Below are 18,604 nucleotides of genomic sequence, written 5' to 3' on the forward strand. Positions count from 1 at the left end.
GATCCCGGCCTCCCTCCTGCGCGGAGCGGGCCAGGGCAGCTACGTGATCGACCGCGTCGTCGAGGAGGGCGGGCTCGGCCACGCGGAGGTAGCTGTCGACGGTCTCGTCGCCGCGGGGCGACCAGGAGATCACGAGCAGGCCGCCCTCCTCGACGACGCGGTCGATCACGTAGCTGCCCTGGCCCGCTCCGCGCAGGAGGGAGGCCGGGATCACCGTCTCGCGCTCGCCGACGGGGGCGATCACGACGCCGCGCTCGTGGAGGCGCAGCACAGCGTTGCCGCGGAAGCCGAGCCCCGGCAGCACGACGCGCTCGAGCGGCTGCTCGAAGCGGGTCGTGGCCACGTACGGGAGGTCGACGCGCTCGACCTCGGCGCCCAGCGAGGACGCGGGCACGGGCTCCGGCGCGAGGGCGGCCGAGCGGCGGCGCCGCGCGCGCCAGGAGAGCAGCATGCCGACGAAGACGAGGACGACGACCGCGGCGATGACGATCGTGATCGCGGCCCTATCCACGGGAGGCCTTCGCGGAGGCGGCGACGACCGCCGCGTCGACGAGCTCGCCGTCCAGCACGGTCGGGAAGCCCCGGTGGAGGGTGGCGACGACGCGGCCCGGCAGCTCGCGACCGAGGTACGGGGAGTTGCCGCTGCGGCCGCGCAGGTCCTCGACGGAGAAGCGGCGTCGCGCCTCCGGGTCGTAGAGCACGACGTTCGCGGCGGCCCCGACGGCGAGGCCGCGGTCGTAGCCGTCGAGCCGGCCGATGCGGGCGGGGGCGGAGGAGAGCACGCGCGCGACGTCGGACCAGCTCATCCGCCCGTCCTCGACGACGGCGGCGTGCACCACGCTCAGCGCGCTCTCGAGGCCGACCATGCCGAACGCCGCGGCGTCCCACTCGCAGTCCTTCGCCTCGACCGGGTGCGGCGCGTGGTCGGTGGCGACGATGTCGATGGTGCCGTCGGCGAGGGCCTCGCGGAGGGCGAGCACGTCCTCGTCGCGGCGCAGCGGCGGGTTCACCTTGAAGCGGGCGTCGTAGCTCGGCCCGTCCTGGCCGGCGACGGCCTGCTCGGTGAGGAGCAGGTGGTGGGGGGTGACCTCGGCGGTCACGTCGATCCCCCGGGCCTTCGCCCAGCGGATGACGTCGACCGAGCCCGCGGTCGAGACGTGGCAGACGTGCAGGCGGGAGCCCACGTGCTCGGCGAGGAGCACGTCGCGGGCGATGATCGCCTCCTCGGCCACGGCGGGCCAGCCCTGCAGGCCGAGGGCGCTGGAGACGGCGCCCTCGTTCATCTGCGCGCCCACGGTGAGCCGCGGCTCCTGCGCGTGCTGGGCGACGACTCCGTCGAACGCCTTGACGTACTCGAGAGCGCGGCGCATCAGCAGCGCGTCCGAGACGCACTTCCCGTCGTCCGAGAAGACCCGCACGGCCGCGCGGCTGCGGGCCATCGCGCCGAGCTCGGCGAGCGACTCCCCCGCCAGACCCACGGTCACCGCGCCGATCGGGCGGACCGTCGCGTAGCCGGCGTCCTCGCCCAGGCTCTGCACCTGCTCGACCACGCCCGCGGTGTCCTGCACCGGCGAGGTGTTCGCCATCGCGAAGACGGCGGTGAAGCCTCCGGCGGCCGCAGCTCGCGTGCCGGTGAGGATCGTCTCGCTCTGCTCGAACCCCGGCTCGCGCAGGTGGGTGTGCAGGTCGACCAGGCCGGGCAGCGCCAGCAGGCCGTCGGCGTCGATCACGCGGGCCCCGCGCGAGTCGAGGTCGGCGCCGATCTCGACGATCACGCCCCCGTCGATCAGCAGGTCGGCGGTCGACTCGTCGGCGAGCGTCGCTCCCGAGATCAGGATCCGCTCCGGCGCCGTGCTCTGAAGCGGCTGGGCAGTGCTCATCAGTGGACCTCCCGTTCGCCGGACAGCAGCAGGTAGAGCGCGGCCATCCGGACGGACACTCCGTTCGTGACCTGTTCGAGCACCGTGGAGCGGCTCGAATCGGCGGCCGCCGAGGAGATCTCGACGCCCCTGTTCATGGGTCCGGGGTGCATGACGATGGTATCGGGACCCAGCCGGGCGAGCCGCTCGTCGTCGAGGCCCCAGATCCGCGCGTACTCCCGGCCGTTGGGGAAGAACCCGCTCGACATCCGCTCGAGCTGGATGCGCAGGAGCATCACGACGTCGGGGAGCCCGGTGTCGATCGCCTCGTCCAGATCGAAGCGGATGGTCGCGGGCCAGTCGCGCGTGTCGACCGGCACGAGGGTCGGCGGTGCGACCAGCGTCACCTCGGCGCCCAGCGCCGTCAGCAGCCAGACGTTCGAGCGCGCCACCCGCGAGTGCAGGACGTCGCCCACGATCGTGACCGCGACGCCGTCGAGGCTCTTGCCGCGGGACGCGGAGGCGCCGTGCAGGCGCCGGCGGATGGTGAACGCATCCAGGAGCGCCTGGGTCGGGTGCTCGTGGGTCCCGTCGCCGGCGTTGAGGATCGACGCGTCGATCCAGCCGCTCGCCGCCAGAACCGCGGGGGCTCCGGAGGCGCTGTGGCGGATGACCACGCCGTCGGCGCCCATCGCGGCGAGCGTCTGCGCGGTGTCCTTCAGGCTCTCGCCCTTGGAGACGCTGGAGCCCTTCGCGCTGAAGTTGATGACGTCGGCCGAGAGCCGCTTCGCCGCCGCCTCGAACGAGATCCGCGTGCGGGTGGAGTCCTCGAAGAAGAGATTGACCACGGTCTTCCCGCGCAGGGTCGGCAGCTTCTTGACCTCGCGGTTCTGCACGTCCGCCATGTCCTCGGCGATGTCGAGGAGTGCGATCGCGCTCGCGCGGTCGAGGTCCCGGGTCGAGAGCAGGTGCTTCACGGAGCCGTCTCCTCGCCGGTGGCCTGCGACTCGATCGCGACCAGGTCCTCACCATCCGTCTCGACGAGCCGGACGTTGATCCGCTCGCTCAGGCTGCTCGGCAGGTTCTTGCCGACGAAGTCCGCCCGGATCGGGAGCTCGCGGTGTCCGCGGTCGACCAGCGCGGCCAGCCGCACGGCTCGCGGACGGCCGATGTCGCTGAGGGCGTCCAGGGCGGCGCGGATGGTGCGGCCCGAGAAGAGGACGTCGTCGACGAGGACCACGGTTCGGCCGTCGATGCTCGCGGGGACGGCGGTGCGCGCGGGGGTGCGGACCGGGTGCCGGGAGAGGTCGTCGCGGTACATCGTCACGTCGAGGGAGCCGGCGAAGACGGGGGGCCCGTCCGGCTCGATCCGCGCGATCGTCTCGGCGATGCGCCTCGCGAGGGCGACGCCGCGCGTCGGGATGCCGAGGACGACCAGCGACTCGGGGCCGCGGTTCGACTCGAGGATCTCGTGGGCGATGCGCGTGAGCGCTCGCGTGATGTCAGCGCCGTTGAGCACGATTCGTGCCGTCACACCGACCTCCTTCCCCGCCTCACAGGACGGCTGTTAAAGGAAAAGCCGTGACGAGTATAGGGGCCGTCGCGCGGCCCGCCGGACGGGCAGCCCGGGAACGACCTCGGCCCGCCCGATCACGGGGATCCGGCGGGCCGAGCAGGTCTCCGGGGCGGGTCAGGCCGTCGTGCGGGACTCCGCGACGGAGGCGAGGAGCCCGTTGATGAAGCCCGCCGAGTCGTCGGTCGACAGCGACGTGGCGGCCTCGACGGCCTCCGAGATGGCGACGCCGTCGGGCACCGCGTCGTTGTGCAGGATCTCCCACACCCCGATCCGGAGGATCGCGCGGTCGACCAGCGGCATGCGCGAGAGTGTCCAGCCCTGGGCGAGCCGGGCGATCAGCTCGTCGATCTCGTCAGCGTGGTCGATGACCCCGTCGACGATCTCGCGGGCGTAGAGCCACGAGGCCTCACGGGCCGGCTCGTTCGCCGCTCGCTCGGCCTCGGCGCGCAGCGACTGGGCGAAGCTGATCTGCCGGACGTCGGCGTTGTAGAGGATGTCGAGGGCGCGCTTGCGCGCCTTCGTGCGAGCACTCACGGGAGGCCCGGCTCAGCTGACGCGGCCGAGGTAGTCGCCCGTGCGGGTGTCGACCTTGACCTTCGTGCCCTGCTCGAGGAAGAGCGGGACCTGGATCTGGTAGCCGGTCTCGACCGTCGCGGGCTTGGTGCCGCCGGTCGAGCGGTCGCCCTGGAGGCCCGGCTCCGTGTACGTGATCTCGAGGACGACCGAGGCGGGGAGGTCGATGTAGAGCGGGTCGCCGTCGTGCAGGGCGAGGGTCACGTTCTGGTTCTCGAGCATGAAGTTCGCCGCGTCGCCGACGACCGCCTCGGGGACGGTGATCTGGTCGTAGTCGCTGGTGTCCATGAACACGAAGTCCGCGCCGTCGCGGTAGAGGTACTGGAAGTCGCGGCGGTCGACGTTGGCCGTGTCGATCTTGGCGCCCGCGTTGAAGGTCTTGTCGACGACCTTGCCCGTGAGGACGTTCTTCATCTTGGTGCGGACGAAGGCGCCGCCCTTGCCCGGCTTGACGTGCTGGAAGTCGATGACGTTCCAGAGCTGGCCGTCGATGCTGAGGACGGTGCCGTTCTTGATGTCGGTGGTAGAGGCCATGCGAAGGGGGATCCGTTTCAGTGGAAGTCTGCGCCGGCGAGCCCGGTACGCGGGCGCGGCGATATCGGCCGGTCCGGCTGACCCGTCGAGTGTAGTCGACGCGGCCCCGTCGGCAGAGGAGTCTGGACGCCGCGTGCGAATCGCCCCAACGGCGCCGCCCGGGCTCAGCCGAGTCGGACCTACGATCCGATCTCCTGGTACGCCGCGAACAGCAGCGACGTCTCCGGCCCCTGCAGGATGCTCGGGCGGGCGATGTCGTCGAGGACCACGAAGCGGAGCATGCCCGCACGGGTCTTCTTGTCGCGCTGCATCGCGGCGAGGAGCGTCTCCCACCGTCCGAGCGGGTAGCTCGTCGGCAGGGTCAGCGACTCGAGGACCCGGCGCTGGCGGTCCACGACCGCGTCGCTGAGCGATCCGGTCAGGCGCGAGAGCTCGGCCGCGAACATCATCCCGACGGAGACGGCCGCGCCGTGGCGCCACTGGTAGCGCTCGGCGTGCTCGACCGCGTGCCCGAGGGTGTGCCCGTAGTTCAGGATCTCGCGCAGGCCCTTCTCGGTGAAGTCCTCGCCGACGACCCGCGCCTTGATCCCGATCGACAGTTCGACCAGGCTGCGGAACTCCTCCGACGTCGGGTCCGTGGCCAGGTCGATGTCGGACTCGATGATGTCGAGGATGCGCGGCTCGGCGATCATCCCGTACTTCACGATCTCGCCGAAGCCGGCCAGGATCTCGTTGCGCGGGAGGCTGGTCAGCACGTCGAGGTCGGCGACGACCGCCCGCGGCGCGTGGAAGGCGCCGACGAGGTTCTTGCCCTCGGCCGTGTTGATGCCGGTCTTCCCCCCGACGGCCGCGTCGACCATCCCGAGCACGGTGGTCGGCACCTGCACCAGGTCGACCCCGCGGAGCCAGGTGGCGGCGACGAAGCCGGCCAGGTCGGTGATCGCGCCGCCGCCGAAGCCGACGACCACATCCGTGCGGGTGAAGTCCGACTGCCCCATCACCTGCCAGCAGAAGGCCGCCACCTCCACGCGCTTCGCGGCCTCGGCGTCCGGGACCTCGGCGAGCAGCACCTCGTAGCGCTCGAGCAGGCTCTCGCGGATCTCGGCGGCGAGGACCGCGAGGGTCGGCGGGTGCACGATGAGCACCTTCGCGGCCCGGGGGCCGATCGCGTCGGCGAGGCCGTCGAGGAGTCCGCGCCCGACGTGGATGTCGTAGCCGTTCTCTCCGGCGACGGGGATGGCGGTGGTGCCGTCGTTCATGACTGTCTTCCGCTCGGGCGGCTCGTGGCCGCCGGGTCCGATGGTGCAGGGGTGGCGGAGGGGCGCTGCGCGCGCACCCACTCCGCGATCTCGGCGGCGATCAGGGTGATCGGCCGCCGGGAGGTGTCGACCACGGTGTCCGCGAGGGACTCGTAGACCGGGCGCCGCTCGTCGAAGATGCGGACCCAGTCGCCGACCCCGCCGCGCACCAGCGGGCGGGAGCCGGAGCCGAGCCGGTCGCGGACGGCCTCGGCCGTGGTGGTGAGGAGCACGACGGGCACGTCCGCGAGGTCGGCGCGCGTCGCGGGATCGAGCACCGCTCCCCCGCCGAGGCTCAGCACCACGTCGCGACGGACGGCGCGCTCGACGACACGGCGCTCCTCCCGGCGGAAGGCCGGCTCGCCGTGGGCGTCGAAGTAGGGGGCGATCGGGCCGTGGGTGCGCACGAACTCCGCGTCGGAGTCGACGAACCCGGCGCTCAGCGCCTTCGCGACCCGCTTGCCGATCGTCGTCTTGCCGGCGCCCATCGGGCCGATCAGGACGAGGCGGGCGCGGGCCGCGCCGATATCGTGACCCGCCATCAGCGGGCCGCCGAGGACGCGGCCATCAGGCGAGCCCGAGACCCGGGTCGCTCGCGGCGGCCGTGCGGAGCTCGTCGGGGATGGCGGCGAGGTAGCCCTGCAGGTTGCGGCGGGTCTCGGTGACGCTGTCGCCGCCGAACTTCTCGAGCACGGCGTTCGCGAGCACCAGGGCGACCATCGCCTCCGCGACGACACCGGACGCCGGCACCGCGCAGACGTCGGAGCGCTGGTGGTGAGCGCCGGCTGCCTCGCCGGTGGCGACGTCGACGGTGCGCAGCGCGTGCGGCACGGTCGCGATCGGCTTCATGCCGGCGCGGACCCGCAGCACGGTCCCCGTGCTCATCCCGCCCTCGGTGCCGCCGGCCCGGTCGCTGGACCGGGAGATGCCGGCGGCGGACTGGAAGAGCTCGTCGTGCGCCTCCGAGCCGCGGCGGGTGGTGGTGAGGAAGCCGTCGCCGACCTCGACGCCCTTGATCGCCTGGATCCCCATCAGGGCCGCCGCGAGCTGGGAGTCGAGACGACGGTCCCAGTGCACGTAGGACCCGAGTCCGGGCGGGAGACCGTACGCGAGGACCTCGACCACGCCGCCGAGAGTGTCGCCGTCGTCGTGGGCGCGGTCCACCTCGGCGACCATGAGGGCGCTGGTCGCGGCGTCGTGGCAGCGCAGCGGATCCGCGTCCAGGGCGGCGACGTCGGCCGGGCCGGGCAGCGGCGAGCCCTCGGGCACGCGGACCGGCCCGATGGCGAGGGTGTGGCTGACGAGCGAGACGCCGAGCTCGCCGAGGAAGCGGCGGGCGACGGCGCCGAGGGCGACGCGGGCCGCGGTCTCGCGGGCGGAGGCGCGCTCGAGCACGTTGCGGGACTCGGGGAAGCCGTACTTCTGCATCCCGACGAGGTCGGCGTGGCCCGGGCGGGGCCGTGTGAGCGCGGCGCCGCGGCCCTTGGGCAGGCTCTCGGGGTCACGGGGCTCCGCCGACATGACGTCGACCCAGCGCGGCCACTCCGTGTTGCCGATGCGCAGGGCGATGGGGCTGCCCATCGTCGCTCCGTGCCGGACGCCGGAGGAGATCGTCAGCTCGTCCTGCTCGAAGTTCATCCGGGCTCCGCGGCCGTAGCCGAGCTTCCGGCGCGCCAGATCGGCGCGGATGTCGTCGAGGGAGACGGGGACGCCCGCCGGCAGTCCTTCGAGGACGGCGACGAGTTCGGGACCGTGGGATTCCCCGGCCGTGAGCCAACGGAGCATCCTCCGATTCTGGCACACGAGGTCAGTGCGCCGGACCCGCCGAGACGGCTCGGCGCATCGCCGCGAGCACCTCGTCCTCGCGATCGAGAGGCAGGACCGGGTCGCCGCCGACGAAGATCCGCACCTGCACGAGTGCCTGGTGGAGCAGCATCCCGAGCCCGGAGACGACCGGGGAGCCGCCCTGCTCCCAGCGCCGGGCGAGCGCGCTCGGCCACGGGGAGTACGCCACGTCGAACAGGGTCGAGCCCGCGACCGCCGCGTCGGGCACGTCGAGGCCGTCCGCCGCCCCGCCGGGGAGCGTCGAGATCACCAGTGGCGCTCCGGTGGACCAGTCGGCGAAGGAGCGGACCGAGAGCGGGACGCCGAGCGACTCCGCGAGCGGAGCGAGCTCGACGGCCCTCGACGCCGTCCGCAGGACGAGGTCGACCCGCGCCGCGCCGAGCTCGGCGGCGGCGGCCAGGGCGGAGGCGGCGGTCGCTCCCCCGCCGAGCACCTGGACGCGCTCCGCCGAGACGACGCCCGCCTCGGCGAGGGCGCGCACGATGCCCGCGACGTCGGTGTTGAACCCGCGGAGGCGGGGTGCCGGGCCGGAGCGGTCGACCAGCACGGTGTTGACCGCGCCGGTGACCCGGGCGACCGCGTCCTCCTCCGCCAGCAGCGGTCGCACCGCGTGCTTGAGCGGCATGGTCAGCGACAGTCCGTGCCAGGGCTCACCGGACACGACCTCGGAGAGGGTCACCTCCGTCGTCTCGACGGCGCGGTAGCTCCAGTCGAGTCCGAGCACCCGGTAGGCGGCCGCGTGCAGCGCGGGCGACTTCGAGTGCGCGATCGGCGCGCCGAGGACCGCGAGGCGGTACCCGGCGGCCGTCACTGGTACTCCGGGTGGTCCCGCATCCAGGCCTGCCACTGGTCGACGGCCGCGTTGTGCTCGGCGTCGGTGGTGGAGTAGACCGTCTCGCCCGTCTCGAGGTTCACCGTGACGAAGTACATCCAGGTGCCGTCCGCGGGGTGCATGACCGCGTCGATCGCCACGTCGCCCGGGTTCGAGATCGGCGCGGGCGGCAGGCCGTCGCGCTGGTAGGTGTTGTAGACGTTGCCGGCGTCGTTCCGCTCGGCGTCCGTGGTCGAGACGCGGTCGGTCGCGCCGGTGCCGTACGCCACGGTCGCGTCCGACTGCAGGCGCCACCCCTGGTCGAGGCGGTTCTGGAACACGCGCGCGACCTTGGGGAAGTCCTCGGCGACGCGGGCCTCGCGCTGCACGAGGGACGCGAACACCACGACGCGGTAGCGGTCGTCCGCCGGCACGCCGGCCTGGTCGAGCGACTGGTACATCCGGTCGACCAGGGTCTTCAGGATGTCGTGCGCCGGCGTCGACGGGTCGATGTCGTAGGTCGCGGGGAACAGGAACCCCTCGAGGCTCGTCGCCCCGGCCGGGAGCCCGAACGAGCCCCAGTCGGCGGCGGCCGCCTCGAGGTCCGTCAGCGCGACCCCGGTGCCGTCCGCGATGAGCGGCAGCGCCTCCTTGAGCGCCGTCCCCTCGGGGATGACGAAGGTGTTCGCGAGGCGCGTCGACTCGGAGTCGAGCAGCGCCGACAGTGCGGCCTTGGCGCTCATCTCGGCCTTGAGCGAGTACGCGCCGGGCTGGAAGACGGGCTCCGGGCTCTGAGCGAGGAGCAGGTCGTAGAAGGGGTCGTACGACTTGATGACCCCGTCCGAGACGAGGTTGTTGGCGATGTCGCTGCCGCCGTCGCCCTGGTGGATCGTGAACAGCACCTCGCTCGAGCCGGTGCCGGTGAAGTCGGTCGGCTCGGGCTCGGCGAACAGGCCGCGCACGGGCTCGAGGAAGATCGTCACGGCGATGGCGACGAGCGCGGCGAAGACGCCGAAGGCCAGAAGCCCGCCGATGAGCCCGCGGCGGCTGCGGCGCTTCTTCGCGCCGCCCGTCGCGGGAGCCGCGCGGCGCCGCTTCGGGCGCGCGTCCGGGTCGAACGCGGCCGCGTCGTCGCGGCCGCGGGGCTCGGGCACGTCGGGCCCGGTGAAGAGGCGGCCCAGCGGATCGTGCGCCTCAGTCGGCGCGGGCTGCTGCTCCGGAGTCGGGTCGGGCGGAGTCGGCTGCGCCTGCTCGGCGGCGCGGGCGTCGCGGCGGCTCGGGGGGACGTCGGTCACGGGGAGGTCCTTCGTTCGGTTCGAGCAGGACTCCGGCCGGGGTGCCGGCCGAGCGCTCGGAATCGATGGCGTGCTGCAGGATCACCACGGCGGCGACCTGGTCGATCACGGTTCGGGAGCCGCGGGTGGTGCGTCCGGAGCGGTGCAGGGCGCTCTGAGCGGTGACCGTCGACAGCCGCTCGTCGACGAGCCGCACCGGAGCGGTGGGCACCGCCTCGGCGAGCAGTCGAGCGAATCCGCGCGCGTCCTCCGTCGAGGCCGTCTCGGCCCCCGACAGCGACAACGGCAGTCCGACGATGATCGCCTGGGCATCGTACTCGGCGGCGAGGTGCGCGATCCGGGAGACGTCCGAGGATCCGCCGTCAGTGCCCGCCCGCGCGACCGTCTCGACGGGCACCGCGAGCAGGCCGTCGGCGTCGCAGCGGGCGACCCCGATGCGGGCGCGGCCCACATCGATGCCGAGCCGGACGCCGAACCGGCCCATTCAGCTGGTCGCTTCCTGCACCACGGCCTCGAGCGCCGCGCCGATGGCGGAGACGTCGGAGCCGCCGCCCTGGGCGAGGTCGTCCTTGCCGCCTCCGCCGCCCCCGAGGATCCCGGCGGCGCGCCTGGCGAGCGCACCCGCGCGGCGGCCCTGGTCGCGGGCGGCCTGGTTGGTGGCGACGATCACCGCGGGCTTGCCCGAGACGTCGGCGGCCAGCGCGACGACGGCCGGCTCCTGGCCGAGCCGCTCACGGACGGAGGTCACGAGGGAGCGCAGCTCGTCGGTCGATCCCGCGGTGCCGATGCTCTCGGCGACGACGGTCGTGCCGCCCACCGTGCGACGGGTCGCGGCGAGGGCGGGCACCCGGTCGGCGAGGGCCTTGGCCTCGAACGCGGCGATCCGCTTCTCGGCGGCCTTGAGGCTCGCGACGAGCTCGCCGATCCGCTCGGGCAGCTGCTCGCGCGGGGTCTTCAGCGAGGACGAGATCGTGCTGACGAGGGCGCGCTCGGCGGCGAGCTCCTGGAAGGCCTCGCGGCCCACGAGCGACTCGACGCGGCGGTTGGTCGATCCGACCGAGGACTCGCTGACCAGGCTGATCACGCCGACCTCCGACGAGCGCCCGACGTGGGTGCCCGCGCAGAGCTCGCGCGACCAGGGCCCGCCGATGTCGACCACGCGGACGACGTCGCCGTACTTCTCGCCGAAGAGGGCCATCGCGCCGAGCGCCTTCGCCTCGTCGATCGGGAGCTCGCGCGTGACCACCTCGAGGTTGTCCCGGATCGCCGTGTTGGCGATCTCCTCGATCTCGCTGCGGGTCTCGAGCGAGAGGGCCTGGTTCCACGAGAAGTCCAGGCGCAGGTAGCCCGCCTTGTTGTAGGAGCCGGACTGGTGCGCCTGCGGGCCGAGCACCTGGCGCAGCGCGGCGTGGATGAGATGGGTGCCCGAGTGCGCCTGCGTGGCGCCCCGGCGCCAGTCGCGGTCGACGACGGAGGTGGCGGCGTCGCCCACTCCGACCTCGCCGCTGGCGACCTGGACCTTGTGGCTGATGAGACCCTTGACGGGCTTCTGCACGTCGAGGACCTCGAGAGCGAAGCCGGAGCCGACGATGCGGCCGGCGTCGGCCTCCTGGCCGCCCGACTCCGCGTAGAGGCTGGTCGCCTCGAGGATCACCTCGGCGATGTCGCCCGCGACCGCCTTCGTGACGGAGTGCCCGCCGACGATGAGGCCGAGGATGCGCGTCTCGGTGTCGAGCACGTCGTAGCCGGTGAACAGCGTCTCGCCGTGGGCGCGGAAGTCGGCGTAGACCGAGAGATCGGCCAGCGCCGACTTCTTCGATTTCGCGTCGGCCTTCGCACGCGTGCGCTGCGCGGTCATGAGGGAGTCGAACGCCTCGCGGTCGACCGTCAGACCCGACTCCTCGGCGATCTCGAGGGTGAGGTCGATCGGGAACCCGAAGGTGTCGTGCAGGAGGAACGCGGTGTCGCCCGGCAGCGTCGGCGACTCGGCCTTCTTCGTCTTCAGGACCGCGAGGTCGAGGATCTCGGTGCCGGCCGCGAGGGTGCGCAGGAACGCCTCCTCCTCGCCGTAGGCGCTGGTCGAGAGGCGCTCGAACTCCGTGGACACCCCGGGGTAGGCCGACGCCATCGCGTCGCGCGAGGCGGCGAAGAGCTCGGGGAACGTCGCGGTGTCCACTCCGAGCAGGCGCATGGCGCGCACCGTGCGGCGCATCAGGCGGCGGAGGATGTAGCCGCGCCCCTCGTTGGACGGCGTCACGCCGTCCGACAGCAGCATCAGCGAGGAGCGCACGTGGTCGGCGATGACGCGCATGCGGACGTCGTCCTCGTGGACGGCTCCGTAGCGGCGGCCCGAGAGCTCGGCGGCGCGATCGAGGACCGGACGGACCTGGTCGATCTCGTACATGTTCTCGACGCCCTGCTTGAGGAAGGCGACGCGCTCGAGGCCCATGCCGGTGTCGATGTTCTTGCGCGGCAGCTCGCCGAGGATGTCGAAGTCGACCTTGCTCGTGCCCTCGCCGCGGAGGTACTGCATGAAGACGAGGTTCCAGATCTCGACGTAGCGGTCGTCGTCCGTCGCCGGGCCGCCGTCGATCCCGTAGGCGGGTCCACGGTCGAAGAAGATCTCGGAGCAGGGGCCCGCGGGGCCGGGCTGGCCGGTCGACCAGTAGTTGGTGTCCTTGTCCAGGCGCTGGATGCGCTCGTCCGGCAGTCCCGCGATCGTCTTCCAGAGCGCGATCGCCTCGTCGTCGTCCTTGTAGACGGTGACCCAGAGGTCCTTCTCGTCGAAGCCCAGTCCCCCGTCGCTCTCGGCGCGGGTGAGCAGCTCCCAGGCGTAGCCGATCGCCCCCTCCTTGAAGTAGTCGCCGAAGGAGAAGTTGCCGTTCATCTGGAAGAAGGTGCCGTGACGAGGCGTCTTGCCGACCTCCTCGATGTCGTTGGTGCGGATGCACTTCTGCACGCTGGTGGCACGCGGGTAGGGCGCGGGGACCACTCCGGTGAGGTAGGGCACGAACGGCACCATGCCGGCGACGGTGAAGAGGAGGCTCGGGTCCTCGCTCACGAGGGAGGCGGAGGGGACCACGGTGTGGCCGCGGCTCCCGAAGAAGTCGAGCCAGCGGTTGCGGATGTCTGCGGTCTGCATGGGTTCCGTTACGGTTCGGTCGGTGACGACGCGGATGTCGGGCGGCGGGGCGTCAGCCCTCGCCGATGGCGGCCTTCAGTTCGGCCTCGCGCTGGTGGTAGCCCTCGGAGACGGCCTCGCCGAGCTCCTTCGCGGTGCGGTTGATGTCGGCGAAGAGCCGGGCGCCCGCCTCGGTGCGCGAGACCTGGTGGGCGACCGCGAATCCGAGGCCGATCCCGATGACGATCAGGAGGATGTTCTTCACGGGGTGTCCTTCCACAGCGGCGGGGCGGGCGCGACGGCGCGACGACCCGTTCGATTCTAGGGCGCGGGCGCGGCGCTACTTCGAGCGCGGGCGCTTCGTGCGCTTCGCGGCGGAGCGGCCGACCGCGGCTCCGGCCTTGTCGGCCGTCCGTCCGGCGACGAGCACGGCGCGGACTCCGGCGGTGAAGCCGGCGAGCTTGATGAGCGGACCGCCGACGGTCGCGGCCGTGAGAGCGACGAGCGCGTTGACGTTGCCGGTGACCTCGGCGACGTCCTTGGTGATCGTGTCCACCCGCGCGAGCTGGTGGTTGGCCTCGCGGAGGGTGGAGGCCGACTCGTCGAGGATCGGCGTCAGGCCGTCGCTGGCCTGCTTGATGGCCTCGCTCGTGCTGTCGAAGACGCGCCCGAGCTTCCAGAGCGGGACGGCGGTGATCGCCACCAGGATCGCGAACACCCCCGCGGCGATGAGCCCTGCGATGTCTCCACCGGTCACGGTGACCTCCGTTCGATGCCGCCCAGCGCGGCACTCCAGCCTACCGACGGCCCGCGAGAGGGTCGGACGCGGGGACGGGCGCTCGGCTCGGGCGCGACGGCCGGATCGGGCGCAGCGCGGGACTCTCGGAGCGCGGCGGGCACTCCGGATCGCGACCCCGGGAACGGGAAAGGCCCCGGTGCGCACACCGGGGCCTTTCTCTGCGGGGCTGGACTCAGCGGGCCGCGTAGTACTCGACGACGAGCTGCACTTCGCAGGTCACGGGGACCTCGGCGCGCTTCGGGCGGCGCAGGAGCGTCGCCTGCAGCTTGTCGATCTCGACCTCGAGGTAGCCCGGGGTCTTGGGGAGGACGTCGACGTGTCCACCGGCGGCGGCGACCTGGAAGGGCTCGGTGCCCTCGGAGCGGGTCTTGACGTGGATGACCTGGCCCGGCTTCACGCGGAAGGAGGGGCGGTCGACCGTCTTGCCGTCCACCATGATGTGGCGGTGGGTGACGAACTGGCGGGCCTGCGCGGTGGTACGGGCGAAGCCCGAGCGCAGGACGAGGGCGTCGAGGCGCATCTCGAGGAGCTCGACCAGGTTCTCACCGGTCAGGCCCTGGGTGCGGCGCGCCTCCTGGAAGGCGATGCGGAGCTGCTTCTCGCGGATGCCGTACTGGGCGCGCAGACGCTGCTTCTCACGCAGGCGGACCGCGTAGTCGGAGTCGGCCTTGCGCTTCGAGCGGCCGTGCTCGCCGGGCGCGTAGGGACGCTTCTCGAGGTAGCGGGCGGCCTTCGGGGTCAGGGGGATGCCGAGGGCGCGCGAGAGGCGCGTCTTCGAGCGGGTACGGGACGTGGTCGACACAGTGGTCCTTCCAAGGTCTGAGAGGTTCGGTCGCAGCTCTCGACCGCCGGCTCCGGGAGGAGGGCGGACGCCGCGGTCGTGTCCTCCGCGGGTGCGGGGGAAGGGTGACCGCAGTGGCGGGCTGCGCGATTCAGAGGGATGCGCTGCTCCGCTCGGCTACAGAGCGGTGGGCAACCTCGCAAGACTATCAGGCCACGGCCTCCCGTGCGGGTCGCGCGAGCTCGCGGTCGGCGCGGTCAGCCCCGGTCGCCGCGGATGATGCGCAGGAGCTTCGCCAGTCGTGCGGAGACGTCGCGCTCGTTGCCGTGCTCGGTGGGCCGGTAGTACCGCGCGCCCTGGAGCGGGTCCGGGAGGTACTGCTGCTCGAGGACGCCGAGGTCGGCGTCGTGCGGGTACCGGTAGCCCTTCCCGTGGCCGAGCTTCTTGGCGCCGGGGTAGTGCGCGTCGCGCAGGTGCGCCGGCACCCGGCCCGCGCGGCCAGCGCGCACGTCCGCGATGGCCGCGTCGATGGCGGAGTAGGACGCGTTCGACTTCGGGGCGGTCGCCAGGTGCACGACCGCCTGGGCGAGCGGGATGCGCCCCTCCGGCATGCCGATGAACTGCACGGCGTCGGCCGCGGCGATCGCGACGACGAGCGCCTGCGGGTCGGCCATGCCGATGTCCTCGGACGCGGAGACGATGATGCGGCGGGCGATGAACCGCGGATCCTCCCCCGCCTCGATCATCCGGGCCAGGTAGTGCAGCGCCGCGTCGACGTCCGAGCCCCGGATGGACTTGATGAAGGCGCTGATGACGTCGTAGTGCTCGTCGCCGTTGCGGTCGTAGCGCAGCAGGGCTCGGTCGACGGCGCGCGCGACGACCTCGGTCGTGATCACGGGGAGCGCGGGCTCCTCGGCGGCGGCCTCGACGGGAGCGCCCTCGTCGTCCTCGTCCTCCTCGTCCGGGTCCTCCGCGGCGGCGGCGCGGGCGGCCCGGTCGGCCTCGCGGGCCTCCGAGCGGGCGGAGGTGGCGGCGGCCTCGAGCGCGGTCAGCGCCCGCCGGGCGTCTCCGGAGGCGAGCCGCACGATGCTCGCCCGGGCCTCCTCCTCCAGCGTCACCGAGTCGCGCAGACCCCGCTCGTCGTGCAGGGCGCGGTCGACCAGGACGCCCAGGTCGTCGTCGCTGAGCGGCTCGAGGGTCAGCAGGAGCGAGCGCGAGAGCAGCGGCGCGATCACCGAGAACGAGGGGTTCTCGGTCGTGGCCGCGATGAGGATGACCCACCCGTTCTCGACCCCGGGCAGCAGTGCGTCCTGCTGCGCCTTGGTGAAGCGGTGGATCTCGTCGAGGAAGAGCACGGTGGACGTGCCGTAGAGGTCGCGGGTGGAGAGCGCCTCCTCCATCACCTGCCGCACGTCCTTCACGCCCGCCGTGACGGCGGAGAGCTCGACGAAGCGGCGGCCGCTGGAGTGGGCCACCGCCTGCGCGAGCGTGGTCTTGCCCGTGCCGGGAGGGCCCCAGAGGATCACGGACACCGCTCCCCGCTCCCCCGTCGTGTCGGCGGCGAGGGCGACCAGGGGCGAGCCGGGCGTCAGGAGGTGGCGCTGGCCGGCGACCTCCTCGAGGCTGCGCGGCCGCATCCGCACGGCGAGCGGAGTCGCCCCGGAGCGGAGTCCGGCCTGCTGCATGGTCATGCCCCCAGCGTAACGACGGCCTCCGACAGAGCCCCGGCCCGACTGCCCGGCGCGACGGAGCGGCGTTTGTCGCGCCTCCGGCGGTTCTCGTAGGCTCGACGCGGCCTGCGTGCGCGGGCCGCCGCGCCGAAGCCGCGCGGACGAGGACGTCGGAGGAACACGTGGCCCAGGGCAAGTCGAACGACCGCGAGGCGCGCACCCGGCTCCGGGCCTACCAGGCCCGTCAGAGCCTCCACCGCTCGAGGCAGAAGCGGCGCGTGCGCGACAACGTGATCGCGGCGATCGCCGCCGTCGTCGTGATCGGGCTCGCGGTCGTCGCCCAGATCCTCTACTTCTCCGGCGGCCCCGGCACCCCGGTCGCCGAGCCGACCTCCTCCTCCTCCGCGACCCCGACGCCCGAGGCGACGGGGGCGAACACCGGCGACGTCCCCTCCTCCGACATCGCCGAGGGCCGCGACTGGACGGGCACGCTCACGATCGGCGAGGACCCGCTGGGCATCACGCTCGCCGGCGCCGCTGCCCCGCAGGCGGTGTCCTCCTTCATCTCGCTGACGCAGTCCGGCTTCTACGACGGCGTCTCCTGCCACCGCCTCACCACGGAGGGCCTCTACGTCCTCCAGTGCGGCGACCCGGACGGCGACGGCACCGGCGGCCCCGGCTACAGCTACGGTCCCGTCGAGAACGCGCCCGAGGACGGCGTCTACCCGGCCGGGACCATCGCGATGGCCCGCCAGGGCGGCAACGGCTACAGCCAGGGAAGCCAGTTCTTCGTCGTCTACCAGGACACGACCCTGCCCGCCGACGCGGCCGGCGGGTACACCGTGCTCGGGCAGGTCACCTCGGGACTCGACGCCCTCGTCAGCGACGTCGTGTCGAAGGGCACGGCCGACGGATCGGGTGACGGCGCCCCCGCCGAGCCCGTGACCATCACCTCCGTCTCCGTCCAGTAGCCGCACCCGCGGCGTCGTCACGGTCCGCCCGCGCGGGGAGTGCAATAGGCTTGTCGTCACTGCCCGTTCGCGGCCGAGCGCGGTCTTCGGCCCTCCGGCCGTCGAGCCCCACCGGCCGACGACGCGACGGGCACCGAGAAGCACGACATCGAACAGCAAGGTGAGGCTCCGAGCGATGAGTGACCAGCAGCCGTGGGGACGGGTCGGCGACGACGGGACGGTCTACGTCCGCGTCGGCGACGGGGAGCGAGAGGTCGGCCAGTACCCCGATGCGACTCCCGAGGAGGCGCTCGCCTACTACGAGCGCAAGTACACGGAGCTCGCCGGGCAGGTCTCCCTGCTCGAGCAGCGCGCCAAGCGGGGCGCGCCCGCCGGAGACGTCGCCCGCACGGTGCAGTCGCTGTCCGCGGCCATCGCGCAGGCGAACGCCGTCGGCGACCTCGAGTCGCTGCAGACCCGGGTCGACGCGCTGAGCGGCTCCGTCGAGGATCTGACCGAGCAGCAGGCGGCCGAGTCGAAGGCCGCGCTGTCCGAGGCCCTCGCCCACCGCGAGGCCATCGTCGCCGAGGCCGAGGCCCTGGCGGCGGTCGACCCGGCGAAGACGCAGTGGAAGCAGGCCAGCGCCGCGATCGACGACCTCTTCGCCCGCTGGCAGAACCACCAGCAGCAGGGCCCGCGCCTTCCCAAGAACGACGCGAACGAGCTGTGGCGCCGGTTCCGCGGAGCGCGCACCACGATCGAGCAGAACCGCAAGGCGTTCTTCGCCGACCTCGACTCCGCGCACCGCGAGGCCAAGCAGGCCAAGCAGGCGCTCATCGACCAGGCCGAGGCGCTGGTGCCGCAGGGCGCCGACGCCATCCCGGACTACCGCGCGCTCCTGGAGCGCTGGCGGGTCGCAGGCCGCGCAGGCAAGCGGTTCGACGACGCGCTCTGGGCGCGCTTCAAGGCCGCCGGCGACGCGATCTACGGCGCCAAGGCCGAGATCGTCGCGCAGGAGAGCGTCGAGTACACCGAGAACCTCGACCTCAAGCTCGCCCTCCTCGAGGAGGCGGAGCCGCTCCTGCAGGAGCAGGACCGCGAGAAGGCCAAGCGGGTGCTGCTCTCGATCCAGGAGCGCTGGGACGCCGTCGGCCGCGTGCCGCGCGAGCAGGTGCGCACCGTCGAGGACCGCCTCCGCAAGGTCGAGGCGCACGTCCGCAAGCTCGACGAGGAGCACTGGAACCGCAGCAACCCGGAGCGCAAGGCCCGCTCCGAGGGTCTCGCCTCGCAGCTGACCGCCGCGATCCAGAAGCTCCAGGACGAGCTCGACGAGGCGAAGGCGCGCGGCGACCGCGACGCGATCGCCCAGGCTCAGGAGGCGCTCGACGCCCGCAAGGTCTGGCTCGACGCGATCGGCTAGACCCGCGCCGGCGGATCCCTCCACAGATCCGCTCGCGACGCTCCGGAGGGGAGGCGCATCGGCCAGCATGGC

18 protein-coding genes and 1 pseudogene are annotated in these 18,604 nt (G+C 72.8%); 2 read left to right on the plus strand and 17 right to left on the minus strand.

Annotated elements, in window-relative coordinates; genetic code table 11:
- From C5C57_RS06805 to C5C57_RS06885, 17 genes and pseudogenes are all read right to left on the minus strand, one after another.
- Positions 1-511, minus strand: a 511-nt coding sequence (locus C5C57_RS06805) for a hypothetical protein (protein WP_104297455.1), incomplete at its 3' end; no start/stop codon positions are given.
- Positions 504-1,880 carry a dihydroorotase gene (locus tag C5C57_RS06810; RefSeq protein ID WP_104224748.1) on the minus strand — a complete coding sequence of 459 codons (1,377 nt, stop codon included), beginning with the start codon at positions 1,878-1,880 and terminating at the stop codon, positions 504-506. The genes C5C57_RS06805 and C5C57_RS06810, both read right to left, overlap by 8 nt.
- Positions 1,880-2,836: an aspartate carbamoyltransferase catalytic subunit gene (locus tag C5C57_RS06815; protein ID WP_104224749.1), complete on the minus strand. Its 957-nt coding sequence runs from the start codon at positions 2,834-2,836 to the stop codon at positions 1,880-1,882. The genes C5C57_RS06810 and C5C57_RS06815 overlap by 1 nt, the downstream gene beginning before the upstream one ends.
- A complete protein-coding gene (pyrR, locus tag C5C57_RS06820) occupies positions 2,833-3,393 on the minus strand; it encodes a bifunctional pyr operon transcriptional regulator/uracil phosphoribosyltransferase PyrR (protein ID WP_104224750.1) in 561 nt (186 codons plus the stop codon). Before pyrR ends, C5C57_RS06815 begins: the two co-directional genes overlap by 4 nt.
- Positions 3,394-3,549: 156 nt before the next feature.
- Positions 3,550-3,969 (minus strand): transcription antitermination factor NusB, encoded by a 420-nt coding sequence (nusB, locus tag C5C57_RS06825; protein ID WP_104224751.1) that lies wholly within the window; start codon positions 3,967-3,969, stop codon positions 3,550-3,552.
- 12 nt (positions 3,970-3,981) lie between these two features.
- Positions 3,982-4,542 (minus strand): elongation factor P, encoded by a 561-nt coding sequence (gene efp, locus C5C57_RS06830; RefSeq protein WP_068210208.1) that lies wholly within the window; start codon positions 4,540-4,542, stop codon positions 3,982-3,984.
- Between the two features lie 179 nt (positions 4,543-4,721).
- Positions 4,722-5,801: a 3-dehydroquinate synthase gene (gene aroB, locus C5C57_RS06835; protein ID WP_104224752.1), complete on the minus strand. Its 1,080-nt coding sequence runs from the start codon at positions 5,799-5,801 to the stop codon at positions 4,722-4,724.
- A complete protein-coding gene (locus C5C57_RS06840; protein ID WP_104246779.1) occupies positions 5,798-6,382 on the minus strand; it encodes a shikimate kinase in 585 nt (194 codons plus the stop codon). The genes aroB and C5C57_RS06840 overlap by 4 nt, the downstream gene beginning before the upstream one ends.
- 25 nt (positions 6,383-6,407) lie before the next feature.
- On the minus strand, positions 6,408-7,625 hold the full coding sequence (gene aroC, locus C5C57_RS06845; protein ID WP_104246778.1) for a chorismate synthase: 1,218 nt from the start codon (positions 7,623-7,625) through the stop codon (positions 6,408-6,410).
- A gap of 22 nt (positions 7,626-7,647) precedes the next feature.
- The gene (locus C5C57_RS06850) at positions 7,648-8,496 is read right to left on the minus strand and encodes a shikimate dehydrogenase (RefSeq protein WP_258072022.1); all 849 of its coding nucleotides are present in this window, start codon (positions 8,494-8,496) and stop codon (positions 7,648-7,650) included.
- Positions 8,493-9,791 (minus strand): endolytic transglycosylase MltG, encoded by a 1,299-nt coding sequence (gene mltG, locus C5C57_RS06855; protein WP_181027103.1) that lies wholly within the window; start codon positions 9,789-9,791, stop codon positions 8,493-8,495. Before mltG ends, C5C57_RS06850 begins: the two co-directional genes overlap by 4 nt.
- Before the next feature lie 7 nt (positions 9,792-9,798).
- A pseudogene (gene ruvX, locus C5C57_RS06860) lies at positions 9,799-10,275 on the minus strand (Holliday junction resolvase RuvX); the annotation flags it as partial.
- The gene (gene alaS, locus C5C57_RS06865; protein ID WP_104297456.1) at positions 10,276-12,933 is read right to left on the minus strand and encodes an alanine--tRNA ligase; all 2,658 of its coding nucleotides are present in this window, start codon (positions 12,931-12,933) and stop codon (positions 10,276-10,278) included. It lies immediately after the preceding pseudogene.
- 52 nt (positions 12,934-12,985) lie between these two features.
- The gene (locus tag C5C57_RS06870) at positions 12,986-13,177 is read right to left on the minus strand and encodes a hypothetical protein (protein WP_104225329.1); all 192 of its coding nucleotides are present in this window, start codon (positions 13,175-13,177) and stop codon (positions 12,986-12,988) included.
- A gap of 75 nt (positions 13,178-13,252) precedes the next feature.
- Positions 13,253-13,669, minus strand: a complete 417-nt coding sequence (locus tag C5C57_RS06875; protein ID WP_104224759.1) for a DUF948 domain-containing protein — start codon at positions 13,667-13,669, stop codon at positions 13,253-13,255.
- A gap of 214 nt (positions 13,670-13,883) precedes the next feature.
- Positions 13,884-14,513: a 30S ribosomal protein S4 gene (gene rpsD, locus C5C57_RS06880; RefSeq protein ID WP_068210518.1), complete on the minus strand. Its 630-nt coding sequence runs from the start codon at positions 14,511-14,513 to the stop codon at positions 13,884-13,886.
- A 236-nt stretch (positions 14,514-14,749) separates the two neighbouring features.
- Positions 14,750-16,183 (minus strand): replication-associated recombination protein A, encoded by a 1,434-nt coding sequence (locus C5C57_RS06885; RefSeq protein ID WP_104246774.1) that lies wholly within the window; start codon positions 16,181-16,183, stop codon positions 14,750-14,752.
- A gap of 161 nt (positions 16,184-16,344) precedes the next feature.
- Here C5C57_RS06885 and C5C57_RS06890 point away from each other — a divergent pair, with 161 nt between their 5' ends.
- Together C5C57_RS06890 and C5C57_RS06895 are read left to right on the plus strand one after the other, a co-directional pair.
- Positions 16,345-17,133 (plus strand): peptidylprolyl isomerase, encoded by a 789-nt coding sequence (locus tag C5C57_RS06890; protein ID WP_104233313.1) that lies wholly within the window; start codon positions 16,345-16,347, stop codon positions 17,131-17,133.
- A gap of 175 nt (positions 17,134-17,308) precedes the next feature.
- On the plus strand, positions 17,309-18,532 hold the full coding sequence (locus C5C57_RS06895; protein WP_104233314.1) for a DUF349 domain-containing protein: 1,224 nt from the start codon (positions 17,309-17,311) through the stop codon (positions 18,530-18,532).
- Positions 18,533-18,604: the final 72 nt, after the last annotated feature.

The sequence above is a fragment of the Rathayibacter sp. AY1C5 genome, from assembly GCF_002931705.1.
Taxonomy (GTDB): domain Bacteria; phylum Actinomycetota; class Actinomycetes; order Actinomycetales; family Microbacteriaceae; genus Rathayibacter.

Bases quoted from the DNA above. Each gene is read 5' to 3' on its own strand.
- C5C57_RS06810 (WP_104224748.1), bottom strand. From the start codon at position 1,880: ATGAGCACTGCCCAGCCGCTTCAGAGCACGGCGCCGGAGCGGATCCTG.
- C5C57_RS06840 (WP_104246779.1), bottom strand. From the start codon at position 6,382: ATGGCGGGTCACGATATCGGCGCGGCCCGCGCCCGCCTCGTCCTGATC.
- C5C57_RS06885 (WP_104246774.1), bottom strand. From the start codon at position 16,183: ATGACCATGCAGCAGGCCGGACTCCGCTCCGGGGCGACTCCGCTCGCC.
- alaS (WP_104297456.1), bottom strand. From the start codon at position 12,933: ATGCAGACCGCAGACATCCGCAACCGCTGGCTCGACTTCTTCGGGAGC.
- aroB (WP_104224752.1), bottom strand. From the start codon at position 5,801: ATGAACGACGGCACCACCGCCATCCCCGTCGCCGGAGAGAACGGCTAC.
- aroC (WP_104246778.1), bottom strand. From the start codon at position 7,625: ATGCTCCGTTGGCTCACGGCCGGGGAATCCCACGGTCCCGAACTCGTC.
- C5C57_RS06895 (WP_104233314.1), top strand. From the start codon at position 17,309: ATGAGTGACCAGCAGCCGTGGGGACGGGTCGGCGACGACGGGACGGTC.
- efp (WP_068210208.1), bottom strand. From the start codon at position 4,542: ATGGCCTCTACCACCGACATCAAGAACGGCACCGTCCTCAGCATCGAC.